This is a genomic window from Brevundimonas sp. GW821-FHT12E07 (assembly GCF_058807035.1).
This window is the reverse complement of sequence record NZ_JBXAQH010000003.1, coordinates 103456-124386: the sequence shown is the minus strand read 5'-3', so window position 1 is coordinate 124386 and position 20931 is coordinate 103456. Positions and strand designations below refer to the sequence as shown.

19 protein-coding genes are annotated in these 20931 nt (G+C 67.9%); 10 read left to right on the top strand and 9 right to left on the bottom strand.

Annotated features, from left to right (window positions below; genetic code table 11):
* Positions 1-72: 72 nt before the first annotated feature.
* The gene (gene rpsP / locus AC1ROD_RS12305) at positions 73-642 is read right to left on the bottom strand and encodes a 30S ribosomal protein S16 (protein ID WP_492948553.1); all 570 of its coding nucleotides are present in this window, start codon (positions 640-642) and stop codon (positions 73-75) included.
* 28 nt (positions 643-670) lie between these two features.
* The gene (gene ffh, locus AC1ROD_RS12300; protein WP_492948552.1) at positions 671-2212 is read right to left on the bottom strand and encodes a signal recognition particle protein; all 1542 of its coding nucleotides are present in this window, start codon (positions 2210-2212) and stop codon (positions 671-673) included.
* Between the two features lie 344 nt (positions 2213-2556).
* On the opposite strand from ffh, the gene ppc reads away from it, so the two are divergent.
* The 5 genes from ppc (at position 2557) to AC1ROD_RS12275 (ending at position 7054) form a co-directional block, all read left to right on the top strand.
* Positions 2557-5265, top strand: a complete 2709-nt coding sequence (gene ppc / locus AC1ROD_RS12295) for a phosphoenolpyruvate carboxylase (protein ID WP_492948551.1) — start codon at positions 2557-2559, stop codon at positions 5263-5265.
* 71 nt (positions 5266-5336) lie between these two features.
* Positions 5337-5510 (top strand): DUF1328 family protein, encoded by a 174-nt coding sequence (locus AC1ROD_RS12290; protein WP_207870306.1) that lies wholly within the window; start codon positions 5337-5339, stop codon positions 5508-5510.
* Positions 5511-5744: 234 nt separating this feature from the next.
* Positions 5745-6041, top strand: a complete 297-nt coding sequence (locus AC1ROD_RS12285) for a UrcA family protein (protein WP_492948550.1) — start codon at positions 5745-5747, stop codon at positions 6039-6041.
* Between the two features lie 177 nt (positions 6042-6218).
* Entirely contained in the window at positions 6219-6566 is a 348-nt protein-coding gene (locus AC1ROD_RS12280) for a UrcA family protein (RefSeq protein ID WP_492948549.1), read from the top strand.
* Positions 6567-6712: 146 nt separating this feature from the next.
* A complete protein-coding gene (locus AC1ROD_RS12275; protein ID WP_492948548.1) occupies positions 6713-7054 on the top strand; it encodes a UrcA family protein in 342 nt (113 codons plus the stop codon).
* Positions 7055-7123: 69 nt separating this feature from the next.
* Here AC1ROD_RS12275 and AC1ROD_RS12270 read toward each other — a convergent pair whose 3' ends face one another.
* Entirely contained in the window at positions 7124-9319 is a 2196-nt protein-coding gene (locus AC1ROD_RS12270; protein ID WP_492948547.1) for a M3 family metallopeptidase, read from the bottom strand.
* Between the two features lie 164 nt (positions 9320-9483).
* Here AC1ROD_RS12270 and AC1ROD_RS12265 point away from each other — a divergent pair, with 164 nt between their 5' ends.
* A complete protein-coding gene (locus AC1ROD_RS12265; protein WP_492948546.1) occupies positions 9484-10353 on the top strand; it encodes a glutamate racemase in 870 nt (289 codons plus the stop codon).
* A 3-nt stretch (positions 10354-10356) separates the two neighbouring features.
* Here AC1ROD_RS12265 and AC1ROD_RS12260 read toward each other — a convergent pair whose 3' ends face one another.
* Positions 10357-10566 (bottom strand): hypothetical protein, encoded by a 210-nt coding sequence (locus AC1ROD_RS12260; RefSeq protein ID WP_492948545.1) that lies wholly within the window; start codon positions 10564-10566, stop codon positions 10357-10359.
* Between the two features lie 101 nt (positions 10567-10667).
* On the opposite strand from AC1ROD_RS12260, the gene AC1ROD_RS12255 reads away from it, so the two are divergent.
* Positions 10668-11228, top strand: coding sequence for a hypothetical protein (locus AC1ROD_RS12255; RefSeq protein WP_492948544.1), 561 nt, complete (start codon positions 10668-10670; stop codon positions 11226-11228).
* On the opposite strand, the gene yihA is transcribed toward AC1ROD_RS12255, so the two are convergent.
* From yihA to rpmH, 4 genes are read right to left on the bottom strand one after another with little or no spacing between them, the layout of a single operon-like run.
* A complete protein-coding gene (gene yihA / locus AC1ROD_RS12250) occupies positions 11225-11863 on the bottom strand; it encodes a ribosome biogenesis GTP-binding protein YihA/YsxC (RefSeq protein ID WP_492948543.1) in 639 nt (212 codons plus the stop codon). The two genes, AC1ROD_RS12255 and yihA, sit on opposite strands and share 4 nt — an antisense overlap.
* 1 nt (position 11864) lies before the next feature.
* The gene (yidC, locus tag AC1ROD_RS12245) at positions 11865-13703 is read right to left on the bottom strand and encodes a membrane protein insertase YidC (protein WP_492948542.1); all 1839 of its coding nucleotides are present in this window, start codon (positions 13701-13703) and stop codon (positions 11865-11867) included.
* A gap of 4 nt (positions 13704-13707) precedes the next feature.
* Complete coding sequence (locus tag AC1ROD_RS12240; RefSeq protein WP_492948541.1) at positions 13708-14124, bottom strand: ribonuclease P protein component; 417 nt, start codon at positions 14122-14124, stop codon at positions 13708-13710.
* A 46-nt stretch (positions 14125-14170) separates the two neighbouring features.
* Entirely contained in the window at positions 14171-14305 is a 135-nt protein-coding gene (rpmH, locus tag AC1ROD_RS12235) for a 50S ribosomal protein L34 (protein ID WP_013268133.1), read from the bottom strand.
* Positions 14306-14452: 147 nt separating this feature from the next.
* Here rpmH and AC1ROD_RS12230 point away from each other — a divergent pair, with 147 nt between their 5' ends.
* Genes AC1ROD_RS12230 through AC1ROD_RS12220 form a run of 3 tightly spaced genes read left to right on the top strand, consistent with a single transcriptional unit; the run spans position 14453 to position 19023 of the window.
* Positions 14453-15190: a TVP38/TMEM64 family protein gene (locus AC1ROD_RS12230; protein WP_492948540.1), complete on the top strand. Its 738-nt coding sequence runs from the start codon at positions 14453-14455 to the stop codon at positions 15188-15190.
* Positions 15191-15227: 37 nt separating this feature from the next.
* A complete protein-coding gene (locus tag AC1ROD_RS12225; protein ID WP_492948539.1) occupies positions 15228-16709 on the top strand; it encodes a sensor histidine kinase in 1482 nt (493 codons plus the stop codon).
* Positions 16710-16761: 52 nt separating this feature from the next.
* Positions 16762-19023, top strand: a complete 2262-nt coding sequence (locus tag AC1ROD_RS12220) for an AGE family epimerase/isomerase (RefSeq protein ID WP_492948538.1) — start codon at positions 16762-16764, stop codon at positions 19021-19023.
* Between the two features lie 16 nt (positions 19024-19039).
* On the opposite strand, the gene AC1ROD_RS12215 is transcribed toward AC1ROD_RS12220, so the two are convergent.
* Positions 19040-20791, bottom strand: coding sequence for a gamma-glutamyltransferase family protein (locus AC1ROD_RS12215; protein WP_492948537.1), 1752 nt, complete (start codon positions 20789-20791; stop codon positions 19040-19042).
* Between the last annotated feature and the right edge of the window lie 140 nt (positions 20792-20931).

Sequence of the window (20931 nt, the reverse complement as noted above, 5' to 3'; positions counted from 1 at the left end):
GGCAGCGCCCGGATACCGGACACTGCCTTTCTCCAGCTGGACCCGGCTTTCGCCGGGTCAGCGGCAAGGGGTTTAGCCCTCGGTGGTTTCTTCGGCGGCGCCTTCGGCCGGAGCTTCCTCGACGCTGACCTCGGCGGAGCCTTCGGCTTCAGCGGCCGGAGCCTCTTCAGCCGGGGCTTCTTCAGCGGCCGGGGCCGGAGCAGCGGCGGCGGCGGCGGCTTCTTCCTTGGCGCGGGCGGCGGCTTCAGCGGCCTCGGCCTTGGCGGCGGCTTCAGCCTCGGCGCGGTCGGCTTCGCGCTGGGCGCGTTCAGCCGTACGCTCCTGGGCCTTCTTGCCCGGGGTGCCCTTGTTCGGGTTGTTCGACTGGGTCCACTTGACCTTGCCGACCAGGGCTTCGTCGGTGCTCTGCGAGATGAAGCGCGCGACGCGGTCGGTCGGCTGGGCGCCCTTGCCGAGCCATTCCGAGATGCGGTCGGCCTTCAGGGTGACGCGCGGCTGGGCGCCGTCCTTGGGCAGCATCGGGTTGTAGCTGCCGACGCGTTCCAGGAACTTGCCGTCCCGGGGAGCGTGCGAGTCGGCGACGACGATGTAGTAGTAGGGGCGCTTCTTGGCGCCACCGCGGGCCAGACGAATCTTCAGCATTTTCAGTCTCTTTCTTTAATCTGTAGTCTTATTTCTTGGGTGGGAAGCCCGGCAGGCCGGGCAGGCCTCCCGGAAGTTGTCCGCCGCCCAGACCCGCGAGGCGGTCCTGGATGGCTTTCATTTCGTCGGCCGAGGGTTCGGGCATCTTGCCCCCGCCCATGGCCTTCAAACGGTTGAGATCGGGGCCGCCGGGCATGCCGCCCATACCGCCGCCGCCGCCGCCGAGACCGCCCAGCATGGCGGCCATCTGCTGCATCTTGCGCGGACCGCCCTTGGCCATCGACTTGACCATGTCGGCCATCTGACGGTGCTGTTTGAGCAGGCGGTTGATGTCCTGGACCTCGACGCCGGCGCCGGCGGCGACGCGCTTCTTGCGGCTGGCGTTGAGCAGGTCGGGCTTCTTGCGCTCGGCCCTGGTCATCGAGGAGATGATGGCTTCCTGACGCGCGATCGCCTTGTCGTCGATGTTGGCGTCGGCCATCTGGTTCTTCATCTTGGCCACGCCGGGCAGCATGCCCATGATGCCCTGAAGACCGCCCATCTTCTTCATCTGCTGGAACTGGGCCGCCAGGTCGTCGAGGTCGAACTGACCCTTGGCCAGTTTGCGGGCCATCTTCTCGGCCTTGGCCTGGTCGAGTTCCTGGGACGCCTTTTCGACCAGGGCGACGATATCGCCCTGACCCAGGATGCGGCCGGCGACGCGGCGGGCGTCAAAGACGTCCAGCGCATCGACCTTCTCGCCCGAGCCCATGTATTTGATCGGCAGGCCGGTCACGGCGCGCATCGACAGCATGGCGCCGCCGCGACCGTCGCCATCGGCGCGGGTCAGGACCAGACCCGTCAGGGGCAGGCGTTCGTGGAAGGCCTTGGCGGTGCGGACGGCGTCCTGACCGGTCAGGCTGTCGGCGACCAGCAGGGTCTCGACGGGATTGGCGATGGCCGCGACCTCGGCGACCTCGGCCATCAGACCCTCGTCGAGGGTGATGCGGCCGGCGGTGTCGAGGATCAGGACGTCGAAGCCCTGCAGCTTGGCCGACGTCAGGGCGCGTTTGGTGATCTGGACCGCGCTCTCGCCCGCCACGATCGGCAGGGTGGCGACCTCGATCTGCTTGCCGAGGGTGGCCAGCTGTTCCATCGCCGCCGGGCGACGGGTGTCCAGCGAGGCCATCATGACCTTCTTGCGATCGAACTTCGTCAGTCGCAGCGCCAGCTTGGCGGAGGTCGTCGTCTTGCCCGAGCCCTGCAGGCCGGCCATCAGGACGACGGCGGGGGGCGTGGCGTTGGTGTTGAGGCCGACCGGCTCCTCGCCGCCCAGCATCTCGATCAGGCCGTCATAGACGATCTTGACCACCTGGTCGGCCGGCTTGACCGAGCGGATGACCTCTTCGCCCGTGGCGCGTTCGGTGGCGAAGGCGATGAAGTCCTTGACCACCGGCAGGGCGACGTCGGCCTCCAGCAGGGCCACGCGCACTTCGCGCATCGCCTCGGCGACATCCTTTTCAGACAGGGCGCCGCGGCCGGTGATCCGGTCGAAAACGCCTGTCAGCCGCTCGTTCAGAGCCTCGAACATTCACTACCTCGTCAGCCTCGCCGGGATTGGCGGGAGCCGTGATTTCCACGCCTGAACCGGTCCCCATAGCGAAACGGCCTCTGGCGACGATCACGTCGGCAGAGGTTTCTCGCCTGCCTCGTCCGGTCGAAACCGGGGACGTGCAGGTGGAGACGCAGGTTCAATTGCGTCGGAAGCGGCGGCTTATGAGGGAAAGTGGGCCGTTTGTCGACTCTTGCGGGGAATTGCGCGTTCGCTGGCGGACCGCACAATCCGTTTCAGCGTTAGGGTGCGGGATGGTCAGACGGGAAACCCCTGATACGGTCCCGCTTTCACCCGCAGCTCCCCCTGCACAGAGACACGCCATGCCGACTTCTTCCGCTCCTGTCGCCGACGATCGTCTGCGCGAGGAGGTTCGCAAACTGGGCGCGGTGCTCGGCGAGGTCATTCGCGACGAGGGCGGGCAGGAACTCTACGACCGGATCGAGGCGGTGCGGCAGGCCTCGGTCGCCTATCACCGCGACCCGGGCTCTCACCCGGCCGGGCGCCTGGAGCGGCTGTTGTCGGAGCTGTCGCTGGAGCAGGCGGTCGGGCTGGCGCACGGCTTCGCGGTTTTCTCGCTTCTGGCCAATGTCGCCGAGGACCGGGCCGGCAAGCGCCGCGCCCGGACCCAGACGGCGGAAGGCGCTCGGCAGGATACGCTCGAAGGGGCCATGGCCCGGCTGGCCGCGGCAGGCAAGACGGCGGCGGATGCGCGCGACCTGTTGAACGACGGCCTGATCTCGCCGGTCCTGACGGCCCACCCCTCGGAGGTGCGGCGCAAGAGCGTCATCGACCGGATCGCAGCGGTCTCGGACCTTCTGGACGCCTGCGACAAGGACGACCTGAACTGCGCGACGGACGTGCTGGACCGGGGGCTGCGGCGTCAGACAGTGATCCTGTGGGCCACGCGGCTGGTGCGGACCACCGGACTGGTGGTGCAGGACGAGATCGACACCGTCGTCTCCTTCCTCGACCGCATCTTCCTGAGGGTCGCGCCGGAACAGCTGCAGGAGTGGAGGAAGGCGCTGGATGCGCCCGATCTCAATCCCTTCACCCGCATCGGGGCCTGGGTCGGCGGCGACCGCGACGGCAATCCCAATGTCGACGGCAAGACCCTGACGGCGGCCCTGGCCACGGCCTCACGAGCGGTGCTGCGCTACTACCTCGAAGAGGTGAACGACCTGGGCGCCGAGCTCAGCCTGTCGGGTTCGCTCGCCCATGTCTCGCCCGAGATGGCGGCCCTGTCTGGGGCGTCGGAGGACGACAGCCCGCACCGCGCCGATGAGCCCTATCGCCGCGCCCTGACCGAGATTTACGCCCGGCTGGCGGCGACCCACCAGAGCATCACCGGGACCCCGGCCCCGCGCGCGGCCCGGTTCGGGGCCGAGCCCTATGCCGGGCCCGACGCCTTCCGCGCCGAACTGGCGGTGCTGCGCGACAGTCTGGTGGCCAACCATGGCCAGGTCTTCGCCGACGACAGCCTGACGCAGCTGATCACCGCTGTGGACATCTTCGGCTTCCACATGGCGACGCTCGATCTGCGCCAGAACTCCGATGTGCACGAGCGGGTGGTCGCCGACCTGTTCAAGGTCTCCGGGGTCGAGGCCGACTATTCGGCGCTGGACGAGGAGGGGCGCATCGCCCTGCTCTCAAGCGAACTGGCCTCAGGCCGGCTGCTGTTCAGCCCCTATGCCACCTATACGGACGAGACGCTGAAGGAGCGCGCCATTCTGGAGGCGGCGGCCAAGGCCCTGTCCGTCTACGGACCGCAGGCGATCCGGACCCATATCGTGTCCAAGACCGACGCGGCCTCTGACCTGCTGGAAGTCTATCTGCTGCTCAAGGAGGTCGGCCTCTACCGGCCCGAGGCGCCCGGCGAATGCCCGATCCAGGCCGCGCCCCTGTTCGAGACCATCGACGACCTGAGGGCCGCCAAGCCGACCCTGTCGCGCCTGCTCAAGGAGCCGTCCGCCCTCGCCGTGGCCAAGGCGCGCGGGGTGCAGGAGGTCATGATCGGCTATTCCGACTCCAACAAGGACGGCTCCTACCTGACCTCGACCTGGGAGCTGCACGAGGCGTCGCGGGCCCTGCTGGACGTCACCGACGCCGCCGGGCTGAAGCTCCAGCTGTTCCACGGCCGGGGCGGGGCGGTCGGGCGCGGCGGCGGATCGAGCTTCGCCGGGGTGGTCAGCCAGCCGCAAGGGACCGTCCATGGCCGTATCCGCATCACCGAACAGGGCGAGGTCATCGCCAACAAATACGGCGAGCCCGATGTGGCGCGCAGGAACCTCGACGCCCTGACAGCGGGGGTGCTGATCGCCTCCCTGGCGCCGCCGCCGGACGATGAACTGACCGCGCGCCACGGGCCGACGGCGTCGAAGCTGTCGCAGGCCTCGATGACCGCCTATCGGTCGCTGGTCTATGAGACCCAGGGCTTCGTCGACTATTTCCGCGCCGCGACCCCCATCGCCGAACTGGCCGAACTGAAGATCGGCTCGCGTCCGGCCTCGCGGACCTCCTCGACCGCCATTGAGGACCTGCGAGCCATTCCGTGGGTGTTCAGCTGGTCGCAGAGCCGCGTGATGCTGCCGGGCTGGTTCGGGTTCGGCAGCGCCGTGCAAGGCATGGACATGGCCGAGCTGCAGGCCATGGGCAAGGAATGGCCCTTCTTCCGCACCCTGATCCAGAACATGGAGATGATCATGGCCAAGGCCGACATGACCATCGCCCGCCGCTATGCCCGACTGGTCCCCGACGCCAACCTCGGCGCCACCATCTACGGCGCGATCAAGGAGGAGTGGGACAAGACGAAGGACGCCGTCCTGAGCATCACCGGCCAGTCCGACCTGCTGGGCGGCCAGCCCGAGCTGGACCGGCTGATCCGGCTGCGCATGCCCTATGTCGAGCCGCTGAACCATGTGCAGATCGAGCTGATCCGGCGGCGTCGGGCGGGGGACGACGATCCGCTGGTCCGCGAAGGCATCCTGCTGGCCATCAACGGGGTGGCGGCGGGGTTGAGAAACAGCGGCTGACGGCAGGAACCTGCGACATTCTGTCTCGTTTCCCAGACCTGCAAGGAAAAGACCTGCAAGGGAAACACGTCATGTTGAAATGGGCTCTCATCTTCGCCGTCATCGCCATCGTGGCGGGGCTGCTCGGCTTCGGCGGCATCGCCGGCGCCGCGGCGGGCATCGCCAAATTCCTGGCGGTTCTGGCTCTGATCGTCTTCGCCGTCTTCCTGGTCCTGGGCTTCACCGTGGCCAAGAAAGTCACCTGAAACAGCGGCTTGAACGACAGTTCGAAACGATGAAGCGGCGGTCCTTCGGGGCCGCCGTTTTCCGTAGACGGACGATTAAAGACCCTGACAAAAACGTAATGACTTCAATGTCATGACTTCGAATTAAAGCTTGGCCACACGGTCGCCGCCGAAGGGTCCGCGTCCCGCTCCGGAAGGGGTTCAGAAGACGGTTCGTCGCCGACAAGAGCGACGCTCACTCAGGAACCGCCCCCGATGAAACTGATCCTCGCTTCCGCCCTCGCCGTCGCTGCAATCGCCGGCGCCGCCTCCGCCCAGACCGCCCGCATTCCCTACGGCGATCTGAATCTCTCGACCGCCGCCGGCGTCGCCGCCTTCGACGCCCGTATCGCCGACGCCAGCCGCTCGATGTGCAAGGACGCCACCCGCCCGGCCAGCCGCCTGAAAGACAGCGCCCATTGCGCCGCTGCCGTCCGCGCCGAGGCTGTGGCCCAGCTGCCCGCCCAGGCGCGCGCCCAGTACGCCGCCAACCGCCAGCCGATCACCCTGTAAGCCGGGTGAAGAGCAGTGGCGTCCAAAGGGCCCGTCGGAGCGATCCGCCGGGCCCTTTTCTGTCCGCGATTTAAGGCGGCGCCACATCCCCGCCATCACCGTCACACGCGCGCGAAACATGGAAAGCCCACACCGCAGCGGTCGCCGAAAGAGCGATGAACCCTCAGGAGACACGCCATGAAGACCGAGTTCCCCACCGCGTCCTTCCTTTCCGCCTCCCTGCTGGCCGCCGCCGCCTTCGCCGCAGCCCTGCTGGGGACCGGGGCCCCCGCCTTCGCCGCGGAAAGGGAGGCGCGCATCCCCTTCTCCGACCTGAACCTCTCCACTGTCCGGGGCGCCGACGCCCTGGACCTCCGCATCGATCAGGCCGCGCGCGACCTCTGCCGCGGCGCCCGTCGCCCCGGCAGCCGTATCAGCGACCGGGTCTGGTGCCAGGCCGCCGTCCGCGCCGAGGTGATGCGCCAACTGCCCCAGGGCGCACAGCAAGACTACGCCCGGGCCCGCCTGCCCCGGATCGACCTCTAGGTTAAGGGCTGTTCGTCCCCGGAACGACTGTCAGAACGGCGCCCGCAAAGCGTGAGGAAAGTCTCACAAAGCGGGCGTCGCACTGTCACCGATGCGGCCTAGAGGGGCGGCCGTCGCCCTCCCCGCGACGAACAAGGATATCGGTCATGCCCCGGTTCGCCCTCTCCGCCCTTCTCGCCTGCGCCGCCCTCACCGTCGCCGCCCCCGCCTTCGCACAAGATCGCGCGCCCGCTCCCCGCAGCGATGACGTCCGCGTCCGCATCGACGATCTGGATCTGTCCTCGGCCAACGGCGCCGCCCGTTTCGACGAGCGGATCGAGCGTCAGGCCCGCTCGACCTGCTCGGGCCGCCCGACCATCACCAACCTGCAGTGCCGACAGACCCTGACGCGCGAGCTGCGCGACGCCCTGCCCGCCCAGCAGCGTCAGGAGTACGCCCGGGGCCGTTCGGGCCGCGTCCTGGCCATGGTTCCGAACTTTTCGGCCTGAAGCCTTCGCCTGAATTGAAAGGGGCCGGCGGGTGTCCCGCCGGCCCTTCTTCGTTTCCGATCGCCGCGATCAGCTCACGGGGAAGCCGCGCACTTTCAGCAGGGCCGACACGTCGACGTCGCGGCCCCGGAACTGACGATAGGCGTCGGCGCGGTCGGTGGTGTTGCCGGGCGCCAGCATGATCGACTTGAACCGGCCCGAGATGTCCGGATTGAAGACGTCGCCCGACTCCTCGAAATAGGCCCAGGTGTCGGCGTCCATCGTCTCGGACCAGAGGTAGCTGTAATAGCCCGCCGAATAGGCGTCCGAGGTGAAGAGGTGATTGAACTGCGGCAGGCGGTGCCGCATCACGATCTCCTTTGGCATGCCGATGCGGGCCAGCGAGGCCTTCTCGAAGGCGTCGATATCGGTCGGCGGGGTCTCCTGCGTATGCAGGTCCATGTCGACGATGGCCGAGGACAGGTAGCTGACCGTGGCATAGCCCTGGTTGAAGGTCTCCGAGGCGTCGATCTTGTCGACCAGGGCCTGGGGCATGGGCTGGCCCGTCTCCACATGCTTCATGAAGCCGTCGAGGATCGGGCGGGTCAGGACCCAGTGCTCATGCACCTGGGACGGATATTCCACGAAGTCGCGCGGCGTGTTGCCGAACGAGGGATAGGTCACCACCGAGCTGAAATAGTGCAGGGCGTGGCCGAACTCGTGGAACATGGTCTCGGCGTCGTCGAGCGAGAGCAGGACGGGCTGACCGGGTTCCGGCTTGGTGAAGTTGTTGTTGTTCGAGGCCAGGATGACCTTGGAGCCGTCGAGCTGGGAGAAGGACCGGTAGGTGGTCATCCAGGCGCCGGAACGCTTGCCCGGACGGGCGTAGTCGTCGGTGTAATAGAGGCCCAGCAGGCGACCAGTGGCCTTGTCGTGAACCTCGTAGGTGACGACGTTTTCCTCGAACACCGGAACGGACCCGGCGGGCAGTTTCTTGAACTGGAAGCCGTACAGGCGCTCGGCCATGTAGAAGGAGCCCGCGCGGACGGCGTTGAGCTCGAAGTAGGGCTTCAGCTCGTTCTGATCGAGGTCGTACTTGGCCTTACGCACCTTCTCGGCGAAGTAGAGGTAGTCCCAGGGCTCGATGTCGAAACCGGCGATCGCCTTCATGTCGGCGACCTCCTCGGCGACCCGTTCGCGGGCCGGGGCCCAGACGCGGTCCATCAGCGACTTCGCCGCCGCCGGGGTCTTGGCCATGGTGTCCTGCATGCGCAGTTCGGCGTGGTTGCGATAGCCCAGCAGCTTGGCGCGCTGGTCGCGCAGCTTCACGATCTCGGCGATGGTCGCATTGGTGTCGTTGGCGTCGCCGTTGTCGCCGCGGTTGACGAACTTCCGCCAGACGGCCTCGCGCATCGGACGGCTGTCGGCGAAGGTCAGGAAGGGATCGACGCTGGAGCGGGTGTTCATGATGATCCAGCCCGGGATCGACTTGGCGCGCGCGGCGGCGGCGGCGGCGGCCTTGTTGGAGGCGGGCAGGCCCGCGACCCCGGCCTCGGTCGGGATCACCGTCCAGGCGTTCTCGTCGGCGACGACCTTCTGGCCGAAGCGGGTGAAGGCGTTGGACAGGGCGGTGTTGATCCGGCCCAGCTCGGTCTTGCCGGCGGCGTCCAGATTGGCGCCCGAACGGATGAAGCTGTCGCGGCTGCGCACGGCAAGACGCTTCTGCTGGGCGTTCAGACCCATGGCGTCGGCATTGTCGGCGACGCTCTTCACGCGCTGGAACAGTTTGTCGTTGAAGCTGATCTCATCGAAGAAGGCCGAGAGGATCGGCGACATCTCGGTGTCGAGGGCGTCGTATTCGTCGCCGCCGATATTGCCGGTCATGACGCTGTAGATGTTCGACACCCGGTCCAGCGGCGCGCCCATCAGCTCCATGGCCACCAGGGTGTTGGCGAAGGTCGGGGCCTCGGGGTTGTTAGCGACGGCCTCGACGTCAGCCCGGTTCAGGGTGATGCCTTCCATCAGGGCCTCGCGCAGCTTGGCGGGGGTCACCTTGTCCCACGGCGGCACGCCGTCATAGGGGCCGGTCCAGGGCTGCAACAGCTCGGCCTTGGGCGCGGTCTGCGGCAGGACGGCGCGTGCGATGCGGGCCTCGTCGGCGACCGTGGTCGGGTTGGAGCCGGCGGCGTATTCACCCGCCATGCTGTCAGCGGTGCCGGGCACGGAAGCGCAGGCAGAGAGGGCCATCAGGCTACCGCCCGCGATGAGAAGCTGGCGTCGATGCATCGAAAACTCCGGTCGAATGCGGTCATGATGACGAACCTTAGGCGCAAGATCGGCGGCGGTCACCTGAACGTCGCGTAACCCGGATCGCCCGATCACGGAGCTGTTGGAAATCCCGGCCACGTCGCGCATTCCCACCGCCCGCGATCCCGGCTAAAGCCCGCGTCATGGCGATAGGCGTATTTGACTCCGGCGTGGGCGGACTGACGGTCCACCGTGAACTCGTGGCCCGGTTCCCGGAGCGGGACTTCGTCTATTTCGCCGATCAGGCGCGCGGCGCGATCGGCGGCAAGACCGGCGAGGAGATCGTCGAACTGACCCGCGAGGGCTGCACGACCCTGTTCGACGCGGGCGCCAGCGTGGTCGTCCTGGCCTGCAACACCGCCTCGGCCGTGGCCCTGCGCCGTCTGCAGCAGACCTGGATCCCGGGGCTGAAGGCCCACTACGGCCGGCCGGTGAACGTGCTGGGCATCATCGTTCCGACCATCGAGGCCGCGACCGGCCTGCCCTGGACCTACGAATCCGACAAGTCAGCCAGGGACGACAAGATCGAGGCCATCGACATCCTGGGCGTCTTCTCGACGGCCGCGACGGCCATGAGCCGGGTCTATGAGATCGAGATCGACAAGCGGCGCGAGGACCTGGCGGTCTTCTCCGAGCCCTGCCCGGGGCTGGCGGGCCTGATCGAGCTGGGCGCCACCACCGAGGAGCTGAAGGTGGTGGTCCAGGAGCATGTCGACGCCCTGCGCCGTCGCATCGGCCGCCATCCGGACACCGCCATCCTGGGCTGCACCCATTATGAGATCATCGCCGAACTGTTCGCCCAGGCCCTCCCGGCGGGCACGAGCCTGATCCACCAGCCGACCGCCGTGGCCGACGCCCTGGAGCGCTACTTCGCCCACCACCCGGACTATGAGCTGGGATCGTCGGGCCGCCGCGACTTCCTGACCAGCGGCACGCCGGGGCCGCAGTCGGAGCTGGTCAGCCAGTTCTGGGGCGCGCCCCTGACCTTCGCGGCCGCCCCAACCAAGGCCTGAGCGTCAGTCCCCGGACTCACCGAGCTGTTCGAACATCGCCTCAGCCTCGTCGAAGGTGTCGAACATCAGCTGCTCGGGCGGATTGACCACCCAGAAGCGGCTGATCACGCGCCCGCCCGCGTCGGCCTCATCCTGCTGCCACAGAGCGTGGGTGACGTGATCCTGAAGCAGGGTCCAGTCGCCGGGGCGTTGCGGATGGGCGGTGTCGGGCATGGGCGTCTCCGGGGTTCCGGATGGTTGTAACATCGATCTCCGGCTTGACGAGGCTCCCGGTTCGGCGCGTCGTGTCGCAGGCCATTCGGGGAGGAACCGCCATGTCCGTGAAAGCCGCCGCCTTCGCCACCGTCGCGATAATCGCTATGTCCGCCTTCGCCACCGCCGCGCCGGCCGAGGTGATCGAGCAGGACGCCGACCATTTCGTCCTGCGCTATTCCGTCGCCATGGAGACCACGCCGGAAGACATCTACGGCGCGATCGGCGACGTCGGCCAGTGGTGGAATCCGGCGCACACCTATAGCGGCGACGCCCGCAATCTGAGCCTGCCGCTGCAGGAACGCAGCTGCTTCTGCGAACGCCTGACGGACGGAAGCCGTTTCGAGCACGGACTGGTGGTGAGGGCCGATCCGTCTTCGGGCGTGATGCTTGAAGCGCCGCTCGGGCCGCTGAAGGGCAAGGCGACACGGGCGATCTGGGGGATCGGCTGGTCCGACGACGGTCCGGGCCTGCAGTTGGTGATGAGCTATCTGGTGCGCGGCCCCGGCCTGGGCGCCATGGCCGAGGCCGTCGACGGGGTCATGGGCGACCAGTTCGAGCGCCTGGCCCACTTCATCGAATACGGACCGGACGCGCCGGCCGAGCCGTCCCCGGCGTCCTAGGGCGCGGTTCCGGTGGTGCGCATGATCTCGGCGCGCAGCTCGGGCATGCCGAGCCCCTTCTCGGCCGAGGTCAGGGCCACGTCCGGGAAGGCGGCGGGGCGTTTGGCGATGGCCTTGAGGGTCTTCTCGCGCACCGCTTCGCCCTCGCCCTTCTTGAGCTTGTCGGCCTTGGTCAGGACGATCTGGTAGCTGACGGCGGCGAGGTCCAGCGCGTCGAGCGCCTCGGTATCCACAGACTTCAGGCCGTGGCGGCTGTCGATCAGCAGATAGACGCGCTTCAGCGTCACCCGGCCGCGCAGATAGTCGCGACCCAGGTCCTGGAACTTCTTCACCGTGGTCCTGGACGCCTTGGCCCAGCCGTAGCCGGGCAGGTCGACCAGACGCAACTGGCCGTCCAGATCGAAGAAATTGACCTCACGGGTGCGGCCCGGCTCGTTGGAGGCGCGGGCCAGCTTGTGCATCCCCACCAGCCCGTTGATCAGGCTGGACTTGCCCACGTTCGACCGGCCGGCGAAGGCGATTTCGGGCAGGTCCGGCTCGGGCAGCTGGTCGATCTTGGCAGCCCCCATGACGAAGGTCGCCTGGCGCTGGAACAGGACCCGCGCGGCCTCGATCTCTTCGTCGTCGTATTCCAACTCAGGTCGCCTTCTTGAGCTTGGCGAAGAAGTCGTCGATCGGGTTCTCGGCCTTGAAGCGGTGCATGATGAAATACTGCTGCACGATCGAGAGGATGTTGTTCCACGCCCAGTAGACCAGCAGGCCGGCCGGGAAGCTGGCCATGATGAAGGTGAAGACCAGGGGCATGAACATGAAGATCTGGCGCTGGACCGGATCGGGCGCGGGCGGGTTCATGGCCTGCTGCAGCCACATGGTCAGGCCGTAGATGATGGCCAGGACGCTGAGCGCCAGGGTGAAGCCGCCGCCGACGTGGGGTGACAGGAAACCGCCGATCAGGGGCGCAGTGGCCGGGTCCCAGGGGATCAGGCCGAACAGGTTCCAGATGTTGGTGGGGTCGCGATCCGACAGGTCGCGAATCCAGCCGAAGAAGGGCGCATGCCGCATCTCGATGGTGACGTAGAGCACCTTGTACAGGGCGTAGAAGACCGGGATCTGCACCAGGATGGGCAGACAGCCCGCCAGCGGATTGATCTTTTCGGACTGGTACAGCGCCATGGTCTCGCGCTGCTGGGCGGCCGGGTCGTCCTTATGCGCGGCCTTGATGGCTTCCATCTTGGGCTGGAGCTTGCGCATCTTCGACAGGCTCTCGTAGCTCTTGTTCGCCAGCGGGAACATGATGAGCTTGATCGTCAGCGTCAGCAGCAGGATGGCCACGCCGAAATTGTGGACCAGGCCGTAGAAGAACTCGACCAGCAGGAAGATCGGGCGCGTCAGGAAGAACAGGAAGCCCCAGTCGATGGCGTAGATGAAGCGCGGCAGGCCGAGCGACTTCTCATAGCCGGCGAGGATCTCGTTGCGCTTGGCGCCGGCGAACAGGTGCTGCTGTTCGGTGATCGTCTGGCCCGGCTGGATGGTGTGCGAGGCGCCCAGCATCTGGGCGATGTGGATGTCGACGTGGGTCGCATCCTCGACCTTGAACTGGGCCTTGACCGTCTCGGTCTGGGTGGGGATCAGGGCCGCCATCCAGTATTTGTCCGTAATGCCGAGCCAGCCGCCCTTCGAGTCACGCTCCTCGAGCGGCTTCTTCTCCCAGGCCTTGTACTTGAGCTGTTCGGTCGAATAGCCCTTGCCGTTGTCGGTGCTGAAGGTGCCGATGGCGCCCTCGTGCAGGATCTGGGTCTTGCCGAGCGCCGGCGGCACGCCCTGGCGCTCAACGCGGCCGTAGGGGGCGAGGGTCACGGCCTGGGTTCCCAGGTTGGTGACCGTGTCCTTGACCGCGAACATATACTGGTCGTCGATCGAGACGACGCGGACGAAACGCAGACCCTGGCCGTTGTCCCAGGTCAGGGTGATCGGGGTCGCCGGCGTCAGGGTGGAGCCATTGGTCAGCGACCAGACGGTGTTCGGACCGGGAACGCCGCCGGGCAGGTTGGCCGCGGCCCAGCCGAACTGGGCGAAATAGGCGTGCTCCATGCCCTGCGGGCGGAACAGTTCCTCCAGGCCGGAGTCCGGCTTGATGGTGGTGCGGTATTTGGTCAGGAACAGGTCGTCGATACGGCCGCCCTGCAGCGACAGCGAGCCCTTCAGGGTCGGGGTCGAGATCGGCACGCGCGCGGCGCCGCCCAGAGCCTGGGTGCGGTCCGTGACGAAATTCGCGCTGGTCGGCGTCGTCTGGGGCCCGACGGCGTTGGTCACGCCCGGCTTGCCGCCCGCCTGGGTCTGGCTGGTCTCGTGCGCGGCCATGGCGGCGCGACGCGCCTTGCTCTGCGGCTCCAGGACGAAGATCTGATACAGGATCAGGATCACCACGGTGCAGATCACGAAGATCACCGTGTTGCGGGCATTATCGAATTTCATTCGGTCAGCGGTCCTGGGAAGTTTTGTCGCGGGCAGCGGATGGCGTGTCGCCAGAAGTCCCTGCCGGAGGCGCCGGCGCGGTCGCCAGCCTTGTAAGCGCCGATTTCACGTCGTCAAGCAAACGGGGCCACTCGCGGGCCGCGGTGCCCATGCGGGCGATCAACACATAGTCGCTGCCCGGCACCCCGTGATCGGAAACGAGGGCGCGGGCGGCCTCGCGCAGACGGCGTTTGGCCCGGTTGCGAACCACGGCGCCGCCGACCTTGCGGGTGGCGGTGAAGCCCACGCGCACGACCGGATCGCCGTCGCCCCGGTCCAGCCGCTGGACGACTACGGCGCCGCGGGCCTGAGAAACGCCTTTCGCGGCCGCCAGGAACTGGGGCCGCGAGGTCAGGCGTTCGATTTTCAGAACATCCGTCATGGTTCTTCCCCCAAGGTAAGGAATTGGGGGGAAGAATACAGGCCGCTTAAGCAGTCAGCTTCTTGCGGCCCTTGGCGCGACGGCGCGCAACGATCTTCTGCCCGTTCTTGGTGGCCATCCGCGAACGGAAGCCGTGACGGCGCTTGCGCACGAGTCGCGACGGCTGATAGGTCCGCTTCACGGTCGGCTCCTCGGGTTGAATGTGGTCGCTACGGACAGATAAGCGTCCGCTGCAGGAGGGCGGGCGTATAAGGGGCCTATCGGCATGAGTCAACGCCGTAACGAGCCCAAAAGCCCTTATCGCACGCGGTCGCGTGTCGGAGTTTGAATGAATCGTCTGAGGCGTTTCGCGCCCCTTATCCTTCTGGCCGGTGTCGCCGCCCTGATCTTCGGCATGGGCTGGAACCGCTATCTGTCGCTGGAGACCCTGCGTGTGCACGGGGGAGAGCTGCGCGCCTTCACCGCAGACCACTGGATCGTCAGCCTTCTGGTGCTGATGGCCATCTTCACCATCGCCACCGCCAGTGTGGTGCCGGGCGTCTTCTTCGTGACCATCACGGCCGGCTATCTGTTCGGACCGTGGGTCGGCGGCGTTTCGACCTCCATCGCCGCCACCCTCGGGGCCCTGATCGTCTATGGCGTCGCGCGTTCGGCGCTGGGCCGGTCGATGCGCGAGCGGGCCGAACAGAACGCCGGCCTGATGCAGAAGGTCTGCGTCGCCATCGACAAGGATACGTTCTGGTACGTTCTGGCCTCACGTCTGGCCGTGGTGGTGCCCTTCCACATGATCAATATCGCCGCCGGCGTCATGGGGGTTCGACTGCTGCCCTATGTGATCGCGACGGTGATCGGCCTCCTGCCCGCGCACATCATCTATTGCTGGATCGGGGCGCGGCTGAACGCCTTGCTGGCCAACGACCCCAATCCCGATTTCCAGGCCCTGTTCGGCCAGTTCTGGGCCCCGATGACGGGCGTCTTCATCCTGGCCGTCGTCCTGCCGTTCGCCCTGAAGGGGGTACAGACCCGATTCACAGCCAGGGCGGCATCGCCCAAGGTCCTCCCGTGAAGCGTCACAGCGGCGCGAACCTTGCAGGGCCGGACGTATGAGTCTGGGTGACGATCTCGTCGGAAAGGTGCGCCAGCGCCTCAACATTCCCGCCGACTGGCGCGAACGGCTGACGCCCCACGCGCCGGACGGCCTGTCGTCACGCCTGCTGCTGCTGACCGTCGCCTTCACCCTGGCGGTCGAGGCCCTGATCATCGCCCCCAGCGCCGCCTCCTTCCACGAGCGCTGGCTGTCGGATCGGCTGCAGGCCGCCGAGCTGGCTTCGGTCGGGGTCGAGGCCCTGCCGTACAACGCCGTGGACGACAACACCGCCGAGAGCATGCTGCGCATCGGCGGCGTTTCCGCGGTGGCGATTTCGGATCAGGGGGTGATGCGTCAACTGCTGCAGGCGCCGCAGCTGACCCGGGCGCCCGACTTCATCGACCTGCGCCGCCGCAGCCTGGCCGCCCGCCTGTGGGACCCTGTGGTGACCCTGAACGGTGCGCCCGACCGCTCGATCCGGGTGCGGGCCAAGCCGCGCTACCGGTCAGGCGACTTCATCGACGTGGTGGCGCCGGCCCAGCCGCTGAAGCTGGAGCTGCGCGCCTTTCTGCTGAACAGCCTGCTGGTGTCGATGGTGATCTCCATGGTCGCTGGCGCCCTGCTCTATGCGGGTCTGGCGTTTCTGGTGCTGCAGCCGCTGAGGCGGGTGACACGCTCGATCGAAGGCTTCGCCGCCGACGTGGAGACCGTCGCCCCTACGCCGTCGGACCGTCACGACGAGATCGGCCGGGTCGAGCGCGAGCTGGCGCGGATGCAGGACGAGGTCCGCCAGTCGCTGCGCGCCCGCTCGCGTCTGGTGGCGCTGGGCGAGGCGGTGGCCAAGATCAACCACGACCTCCGGAACATGCTGACCTCGGCCCAGATGGCGTCCGAACGTCTGGCTTCCTCCGCCGATCCGCAGGTGGCCAAGGCCATGCCGCGTCTGGAGCGGGCCCTGGGCCGCGCCGCCGCCCTGACCCGCAATGTCCTCGACTACGGCAAGTCCGAGGAGCCGGCGCCGGTGCTGATCCGCATTCCCCTGGCCGCCGCCGCAGCCAGCGCCGCCGAGGACGCCGGGCTGGACCCGTCGGGCGTGCGTCTGACCAAGTCCATTCCGCCCCGCTTCGCCGTCATCGCCGACAGCGACCAGCTGCACCGCATCCTGGTCAATCTGATGCGTAACGCCCGCCAGGCCATCGAGGCCGACGCGACCCGGGGCGCGCGCAAGGGCAAGGGCGTCATCCGCATCGAGGCCGCGACCGACGGCGAGAGCGCCGTGATCCTGATCGCCGACGACGGCCCGGGCATTCCGCCGCGCCTGTCGGAACGCCTGTTCGAAGCCTTCGTCAGCGGCAAGGCCTCCGAGGGGACGGGCCTCGGCCTGACCATTTCGCGCGAACTGGCGGCCAATCACGGCGGCGAGCTCAGGCTTGTCGATACGGGGCCCAGTGGCACGACCTTCGAGATTCGCCTGCCCCAGAACAGGACAGTCGCATAACGATGCGATGTTACTTCAACGCCACGCTCACCCGCTTGTATCGCAGTGCAGCATGGCGGACCTTTCCCAAGCCCATCATGCACTTGTAGGTATCGCCATGGCCTTCTTCCCCGTGATCATGTGTGGCGGTTCCGGAACCCGGTTGTGGCCGGCGTCCCGTCCCTCGCGTCCGAAACAGTTCATCGCCCTAGCCGGCAACCGCTCCCTGTTCCAGGACACGGTCGAGCGCGTCGCCGGACTGGCGGCGGGCGGCGGACGGCTGATCGTGGTCGGCGGCGTGCCCCACGGCGAGGTCATCGCCGACCAGCTGTCCGAGATCGGCATCGAGGCCCAGGTGCTGCTGGAGCCCCAGCCGCGCGATTCCGCCGCCGCCATGGCTGCCGCGGCCGCCTGGGTGCGCCGTCACGATCCCGAGGGGGTCATCTGCTTCGTCGCCTCGGACCACTATATTCCCGACGCCACCGCCTTCCGCCGCGCGGTGGTCGAGGCCACGACCGAGGCGAAGAACGGTCGTATCGTCACCCTGGGCGTCAAGCCCACCGAACCGTCCTCAGCCTATGGCTACGTCAAGCCGACGGGCCCGGGCCTTTCGGCGGTCGATTCCTTCCACGAAAAGCCCGACGCCGAAGCCGCCGCCGAGTTCATCGCCTCCGGCTATCTGTGGAACAGCGGCAATTTCATCGTCTCGGCCGCGGCCCTGACCACCGATCTCGAGAAATACGCCCCGGCCGTCCTGGCCGCCGCGGCCTCGGCCCTGCCGCCGGCGACCGAGGGACCGTCCATGCAGACGCTGGAGGACGCCTTCCTCGCGTCGCCCAAGATCTCGATCGACTATGCGGTGATGGAACGCACCCAGAAGGCCTCGGTGCTGGCGGTCGATTTCGCCTGGTCCGACCTCGGGGCGTGGGACGCCATCGCCGGAAGCGGCGAGGGTTCGACCGGCATCCGGATTCTGGAAGACGCCGAGCGAGTCCTGACCCGGGCCCCCGACGGGGTAATGGTCGCCGCCCTGGGCGTCAGCGACATCGGCATCATCGTCGAGCACGATGCGGTGCTGGTGTGCGACCTCAGCCGCTCCCAGGAGGTCAAGCGACTGGTCGAGCGGGTGCGGACCATCTCGCCCAAACATCTGGACTTCGACCGGACGCCTCCGGAGGGTCTTGTGGAGGGCGGACGATGGTTCGCCGACTGGCTGCGGCTGCGCGCCCTGCCGATCTGGTCGACGGTGGGCTTCGACGCCGAGGGCGGCTTCCGCGAATCCCTGACCCTGGCCGGCCAGCCCACGCTCGCCGCGCGCCGCGCACGGGTGCAGACGCGCCAGATCTTCGTCTATTCCCAGGCCGGCGCCCTGGGCTGGCAGGGACCGTGGCGGTCGATCGTCACGGCCGCCCTCGCCCGGCTGCGTCAGTCCTATCTGCGCGAGGACGGCGCCTCTCGCGCCCTGCTGGCCCACGACTGGACGCCGCTGGACGAAAGCGCGGCCCTGTACGACCAGGCCTTCGTCCTGTTCGCCCTCTATGCGACCGCGAGGGCGGGTCTGGATGACGCGGGGCTCGAAGCCGACGCCGCGCGGCTGCGTGACCACCTTCTGGCCGGCGCCCTGCCCAACGGCGCCCTGCCCGAGGTCGGCGACCATCCGTATCAGTCCAACGCCCATATGCATCTGTTCGAGGCCGCCCTGGCCTGGTCGAGCCTCAGCACGGATCCGGCCTGGCAGGCCCTGGCGGACCGGGTCGCGGGCCTGGCCCTGTCGACCTTCATCGACGCCGAGGGCGGCTATCTGAGAGAGTTCTTCGGCGAGGACTGGAAGCCCGCCGCCGGAGAGGACGGCCGGTTGGTCGAGCCCGGCCACCAGTTCGAATGGGCCTGGCTTCTGGCCCGCTACGGCAACGCCAGCGGCAACGCCGCGGCCTCGGAGGCGGCGCGTCAGCTCTATCGCAACGGCCGCAAGGGGATCGCCCACCGCCCGCCGGTCGCCGTGGACGCCATGAACGATGACCTGACCCTGCGCAGTCGCCGGGCCCGTCTGTGGCCCCAGACCGAATGGCTGAAGGCCTCGCTGATCCTGGCCGAAGGGGCGGAAGACGGCGAGCAGCAGGCGTTGCTTGATGACGCCGCCGCCGCCCTGCGCGCGCTCAAGCTCTATCTGACGGAAGACGGGCTGTGGCGCGACAAGCGGCTGCCGGCGGGCGACTTCATTGACGAACCCGCGCCGGCCAGCTCCTTCTACCACATCATCGCGGCCTTCGATCAGCTGGCGAAGACCACCGGAGCCCTCGATCTCGCCGGTGGCGCGACGCTCGACCTGACCTGACGGTCAGGCCGACGCCTCAATGCGTGCGGGCCTGACCTTCGCGGCGGTCGTCGGCGCCGCCGTCCCAGCCCCAGGTTCCGTCCGCCGCGCGCCGCCACAGGGCGCCGTGCAGGCCCGAGTTCTCCGACGCGTTCGGTTGGATGTGGATGCCTGCCGCGTCCATGCCTGCGCGCAGGGCCGGACTGAACCGGTCCGTATCCGCGCCGAAGCCGTCACCCTTGGCCACCAGATTGGGCAGGGCGAACGCCGCCTGGACGGGCAGTCCCCAGACCAGGGTCCCGATCAGCCCCTTTGTATTGTAGGCGAGGATGGAGGAGCCGCCGGGCGAGCCCACGGCGCCGACCAGATTGCCCTGCTGATCCAGAATGATGATCGGCGACATCGACGACCGGGGCCGCTTGCCCGGCGCCACCGCATTGGCCGCCTCCCCGCCGTCCGGACGGGTCGGGACAAAGGAGAAGTCGGTCAGCTGGTTGTTCAGGAAGAAGCCGTCGACCATCCGACCCGAGCCGAAGATGCTCTCGACCGTCGTGGTCATGCTGACCGCATTCCCCTCGGCGTCGATGATGACCATGTGACTGGTGCCGCCCGGCTCGCGCGTGGCGTCGCCGCCGCGGAAGACGCCACCCGGGGGCGTGCCCGCCGTCGCCGCCCCGGTCAGGCCGGAGGCCAGTTCCGCGCGGCCGGCGACATAGTCTTCGTCCAGCAGCCCCTCGACCGGAACGCCGACGAAGGCCGGATCGCCGACATAGCGGTCGCGGTCGGCGTACATCAGTCGCTGCAGCTGGGCGAAGGCGACCCAGGAGGCCGCATTGTCCGGCCCCCAGGCCAGGTCCGGAGAATATTCCGACATCTCCAGCAGTTGCAGTACGGCCACCCCGCTGGACGGCGGCGGCGGCACGCAGATCACATAGACCCGGAACGGGCGACACAGGGCCCCGCGCTCGATCGCCGTATAGGCGGCCATGTCGGCGGTCGTCAGGGATCCGGGGCGCGGCGCCTCATGGGTCGCGGCGACGATGGCCTCGGCGATGGGCCCCTCGTACAGGGCGCGGGCGCCGTCGCGCGCCAGGGTCGCAACGGTCTCGGCATAGGCGGGGTTTTTGATCACATCCCCGGCGACATAGCGGGTCCCGTCCGGCTTGGTGAAATAGGCGTCCGCCCAACGGGTGTGGCCCTGACCGTAGTTGGCCGGCAGGGCGATCATCGAGGCCAGACGCGGGCTGACCACGAAGCCATCGCGGGCCAGACGTTCGGCGTCGCCGAACAGCTCGCTCCAGGCCAGCTTGCCGTGGTCCTTCTGGGCGAGACCGAGCATGGCGACGGCGCCCGGCACGCCGGTCGAGCGTCCGCTGAGCACGGCCTGCTGGAACGGCAGGGGCTTGCCGTCCTCATAGAAGAGTTCGGGCGTCGCGGCGGCCGGGGCGGTCTCGCGCCCGTCATAGGCGGTGACCGATTTCGTCGCCGCGTCGTAGACCATCATGAAGGCCCCACCGCCCAGACCCGAGGACTGCGGCTCGACCAGACCCAGCACCGCCTGGACCGCGACCGCCGCATCAACGGCGGAGCCGCCGCGTTTGAGCACATTCAGCCCGGCCTCGACCGCCAGCGGATTGGCGGCGGCGACGAAAGGCCCGCGGGCGGGGGGGGCGACTTCGGCGACCGAAGCCGGCGCGGCGGGAATACCTCCCGCGGGCGTGACGCCCAGGCAGGCTGAGGTGAATAGCGGCAGCAGAAGCGCGGCGACGCACAGACGATCAAAACGCATCGGTGTCCTTGCGACCGGGGAGGAAACTGGCGGATTTCCGGCCTAGTCCTCCCGCGCCCCCTCGCCAATAGAGGATTGCGATATCGGACGATTTCGCGTCCCGCCCGAGGCTTTCGCCCACACATTGCCGTGGCGTGTTT